The sequence below is a fragment of the Candidatus Aquicultor secundus genome, assembly GCF_002791875.1.
GTDB lineage: Bacteria > Actinomycetota > Aquicultoria > Aquicultorales > Aquicultoraceae > Aquicultor_A > Aquicultor_A secundus.
In genome coordinates this window covers 1-4,518 of sequence record NZ_PFNG01000027.1, presented here as the reverse complement: position 1 = coordinate 4,518, position 4,518 = coordinate 1, and the positions used below count along the sequence as shown (strand labels likewise).

Annotated in this window: 4 protein-coding genes and 1 pseudogene; 3 read left to right on the top strand and 2 right to left on the bottom strand. The window is 43.7% G+C overall.

Going from position 1 to position 4,518, the window contains the following annotated elements; translation table 11 throughout:
• The first annotated feature begins 269 nt into the window (after window positions 1-269).
• The 3 genes from COY37_RS00950 (at window position 270) to COY37_RS00940 (ending at window position 3,645) form a co-directional block, all read left to right on the top strand.
• On the top strand, window positions 270-1,046 hold the full coding sequence (locus tag COY37_RS00950; protein WP_502693018.1) for a response regulator transcription factor: 777 nt from the start codon (window positions 270-272) through the stop codon (window positions 1,044-1,046).
• A 1-nt stretch (window position 1,047) separates the two neighbouring features.
• Complete coding sequence (locus COY37_RS00945; RefSeq protein WP_286975563.1) at window positions 1,048-1,824, top strand: helix-turn-helix domain-containing protein; 777 nt, start codon at window positions 1,048-1,050, stop codon at window positions 1,822-1,824.
• Window positions 1,825-3,387: 1,563 nt separating this feature from the next.
• Window positions 3,388-3,645, top strand: coding sequence for a hypothetical protein (locus COY37_RS00940; protein ID WP_286975562.1), 258 nt, complete (start codon window positions 3,388-3,390; stop codon window positions 3,643-3,645).
• 111 nt (window positions 3,646-3,756) lie between these two features.
• Here COY37_RS00940 and COY37_RS00935 read toward each other — a convergent pair.
• Window positions 3,757-4,009, bottom strand: a pseudogene (locus tag COY37_RS00935) (transposase); the annotation flags it as partial.
• Window positions 4,010-4,186: 177 nt separating this feature from the next.
• Window positions 4,187-4,518: integrase core domain-containing protein (locus COY37_RS00930; RefSeq protein WP_286975558.1), on the bottom strand; the 332-nt coding region annotated here is incomplete at its 5' end.

The window sequence follows — 4,518 nt, the reverse complement described above, 5'->3', positions numbered from 1 at the left end:
TGCGCAAGTGGATAGAAGAAGACGAGCCTCCGCCGGTCAAAATGTCCTGCAAGCTCAGCCAGCACATAGTGGCCAAAGACACGAAAAAAGATTAATCAAAACCCCTCGCTTAATTTCAAAACCATCACCGTTGCGGTTAAATGCTGACCCACGGCTAACTTAATAGTCCGCGCATTGACAGCGCTTGACGGCATACCTAGCGCAAGGTATCATTGTCACTACATCAAGTCATACGACGTTATAGTGTAACGACACAGAAACTTAGGCATATGAATACTCTATTAGAAACGCCTTCAAAACAGGGAATAAGGGTTTTCTTCTTATGGTATCGCTTTATAACTCTTGGCTATGTAGTCATCCTTGCTCTGACCGGTTTGAAGGTGCTATCAGTGTGGCTCCTTGCTATAGCGATTCTATACAGTGTTCTCCTTTATGTATTCAGATATACGACCCTAAACTGGCTTCAAGCGCACCCTTATCTCCTACTTATCGATGTATTCATAGTGCATGCGTTTCGCGTAGCTTCGGGTGCATATGAATCGCCGTATCTTCTTTACACGTTCAGTCCGCTGTTTCTTGCAGCATTTCTACTTAGCTACCGAGGCGCTTTTATATTTGCAAGCGTCGAGAGCGTGCTTCTTATTGCCGGAACATATATGGGCGGCTATTGGGTAACATATCTGGCGGAATCGGGCGAGCATATTTCAACGTATTTTCTATTTTATTTCTTTATTGCTTTCGCCATGGCGTATCTGGCTGATTTATTAAACAAACTCGAAGCTATAAACAAGAAAAAGGCCTGCATTAATAACGATCTCGCAAGGGGGAGAAAGTGCCTTGAGATATCATTAGCGTTCAACCGGTTATCCGATCGTGAAGCACAGGTGCTGATGCTCTCATCCGAGGGCAAAACAGTCAGTCAGGTTGCATCTGAGCTGGGGATTTCTGAGAACACAATTAAGACATATCTGAAGCGCATCAACGATAAGCTTAGCGTTACCTCAAAGAAAGAAGCAATATCAAAGATTACCGGTCAGGAGGATTGACTTGCGTGATATAAAAGCAAATCTCCTTCACTTGCTAATAATGCGCTGGCTCACGCTCGTCAATATAGTGCTTCTTTTTTCTTTCAAAACGAGACCTGAATCGCCATACGTCTTTACTTTTGCTGTATTGTATTGCTTGCTTCTCACCTTATTCTGGCGCAAACTAACTAAGCTTCTTAACCGTTATTTCGCTTTGCTGGCACTGGACATCACGATCTCAGGCATATTGATGGGGCTTAGCGGCGGCAGTTGGGCAAGCCCTTATTTTCTCTATGCGCTTACAAGTATTCTTATTGCTTCATACTATTCCAGCAGCATAAAGGTCGCATTTTTATCAACGGGCTATTTCAGCATCTTATATACTCTAGGCATTGTCTTCAATGACCAGACCGTAGCGACGATCATTAAACTGAATGATTTTGATATCCTTGGCTCCGGTTATCTGGCATTATTCTTGCTTACCATATTCTTCGGCTTCCCAGCGCATGTTATCCGTAAAATCGAGCAAGCGCAAAATGAGGCCGCTCAAGCAGAAGCTGAGCTTCGGCAGGCTGAAGAGCTGATCACGGTCGTAACGACCACAAATCTCTCGTGCCGCGAGCTTGAAGTACTATCCAGTCTAAGCACAGGAAAGACAAACCTTCAAATCGCGCAAGAGCTTTTTATCTCCGAGAAAACCGTTAAAAACCATCTCTATAAAATCTACAAAAAGCTGGGTGTATCCTCCCGGGAAGAAGCCATCCTCTATTTCCACGCTTCCCGCACCTCAGAAGAGTAAGTACTAGTATTTCTAGTACTCATCAGCTCATCGTCTACGCACTATTAGGACTTTTGGGTGACACAGTTTTTCGTGTTTTTGAGTCTTTTGGGTGACAGACAGCTAAACCTTTTTTGTGTAGGCTTAACCACAAGAAATAGAAGCAGCGGGCGGAATCTTGTTGATGTCTTAATGGAATTGCTAGGAACAAATCATTACTATCCTAATCGCAGTAGGCACAATATAAGTCGGGCCTCTTGGCCCCTCTAATTAACGTATTTTGCAGGATTCAACAAACCCTGTGAGATGAGAACGGGCATGCCACGTTTTCCAAACAAAGCGCGGTCAAGCTATTAAAAGCCTAGCGCTACAGAGGTACAAAAAGAAGGGGGGTAATTATTTTGAGGGTCTTAGGTAAGGCGGAAATATTTCGCCAGAATAATTGAAGCTACCCATTGGACACGAGCTACAAAGCTCGAGGCGAACCAAAAGGTGGCTTTCTAAGTGTAGCAAAACAATGTGGCTGTATTTTTAAGGAGGATTTCATGGATAGATTATCGAAACTTATAATATGCGTGCTAGTTATTGCTATGTTAACAGCAGGCATGGCCCCAGCTTTTGCGCTTGATACCGTTCAGGTTCAAGCAACTGGAGGTTGACAAACAGGCGGTTCAGACGAGGCCAAGTTTGGCCAAGTAACCTCTGCCGTAAACCTTTCGGCATCCGATTCATTGATTAAGCAATTAAAAGAAACTGACGATATTAGGCAATTTGAGCATAAAGGCGGAGAAGTAATTGGTTGGCATGAAGCGCAACTGGTTACTTATTGCGGCATCAAGCTGCAAGCGGTTGTGGCACCGATTAAAAGCGCCACTGCGAATACTTCTAAATCATTGCTAGCTTATTATTGTCCAGAGAAGAAGCTGTTCATACGTGTTCTAGTTTTTGCGATGTCTTTAACAGACGAAAGTGGCCAGCCGATAGAATGTTACAACAAAGATTTGCCGCTAAACGGAAGCATGGGTTTTTATGATACTCAAGGTAATCTTATCTCTGGAGCCCGGTATGAAAACGATCAAGTAGTTAGCATACTCGGAGATGAGCCAGGCACTGTTTCTGCGCTAGGCTACTGGGACTGTGTAAGGCGGTGCTTAAGTTCAATATGGACCTCGTTACCTAATTGGTTGAGGTTTTTATGCGAGGCTGCTTGTGGTAGTTGCATTTTTGGCCCTAACGTTTGGAGTTGTGGAGGGTGCGCATCATGTTTGGGCGGCTATGCCACAGGATGCCTTATAGGATGTTATTAAAAAGAAATAGGCACCTCCAATAAAGAGATGCCACCTACACATGAACCCCGCATAAACCTACCCTAAGAAAGCAATTACGATACTCAGCAATCATTAAGGCAAGTGCGGGGCGAATGTGTACTCTATCTCAACGTAAATTATTAGTGAAACTAACTTGATTCTTTATTACAGTTACCGTAATTATTGGACTTTAAATATAGTGCTTTTTTGCTTTTCTGCTAACATTAGGAAGATTTAACCATTCTATTAAAACGCTCCTTGAAATGAGTGATCATTTATGAATACTGGTAAATTAGGATTTATGCGCTGGGCTTTATGGATTGTTATTGGGGTAATTGCAGCTATAACGTGGCACTACAAATACGATGATTGGGCGCATGCCTTGTTTGTTATCTGGGGAATAGGGCTGTTTTACCTATTTAATTCAACAATGAAGGCAAAGGTACCGAATAATGTCCAAAAATACATATTAGGATTTATGGTTGTTGTTATATTTGTAAGCGTTGTTCTTGCCGTGCTTAATTCTACCCGATGAATGTAGAAAGAAAAAGAAGGGGTTGAGTTATTGAACACTATCTTGTTGGTTTTCGCATAGCGGCCGGTCAAGTCCCAATTTTTCTGTAAATTCGTTCCTCAAGTAATATGCCTACGCGAGCACTAGATTTGTCTCCGGCTGTATGTCAGCTGCCCCCTCGATCCTCTCCGACATATCCAGGTATTTTTCTACCCGAGAGCCACTCGTCGGTTTGCTCTGCCGCCAAGGCGGCGATCAGCCGAAGCGCCGTATCCTCGTTGGGGAAGATGCGTACCACTTTTGTTCTGCGCTTAATCTCCTGGTTAAACCGTTCCAAGAGGTTTGTCGTTCTCATCCTCTTGCGGTGAGACTCCGGCAGATAAAAGCATGCAAGAAGGCAATCTTGCTAAAATCTACAAAAAGCTGGGTGTATTCTCCGGGAAGAAGCCATCCTCTATTTCCACGCTTCCCGCACCTCAGAAGAGTAAGTACTAGTATTTCAGAGCTGGCCGGGTTTCTCTGGACAGCAAAAATCAATTCTTAGGTGATAAACCGCTTTAACCTAAACCGCTGTCGGTAATTGCTTCAATGTAGCAAAGTAAACCTCATCCGGCGTTAAGTCGTCAAGACCTTGATGTCGGCGCCGTTCATTGTACAGTTCAAAGTATTCTTTAAGCTCTCTTCGTGCCTCAGTTATCGATCCGTATGCCTTAATATACACTTCCTCGTATTTGACGTTTCTCCACAGCCGCTCGATAAAGACGTTATCCATCCAACGTCCTTTACCATCCGTACTGATCTTTATCCCCACAAGAAGGAATCCGGCGAGGTGGTGGTAAAGTTGAGAGCCACTGTCAAGACTCCTGTTACCAAGAAAAATAGCGGCAACGACAT

Excerpts from the sequence above, each read along its gene's own strand:
- COY37_RS00940 (WP_286975562.1), top strand. The coding sequence starts at position 3,388 with ATGAATACTGGTAAATTAGGATTTATGCGCTGGGCTTTATGGATTGTT.
- COY37_RS00950 (WP_502693018.1), top strand. The coding sequence starts at position 270 with ATGAATACTCTATTAGAAACGCCTTCAAAACAGGGAATAAGGGTTTTC.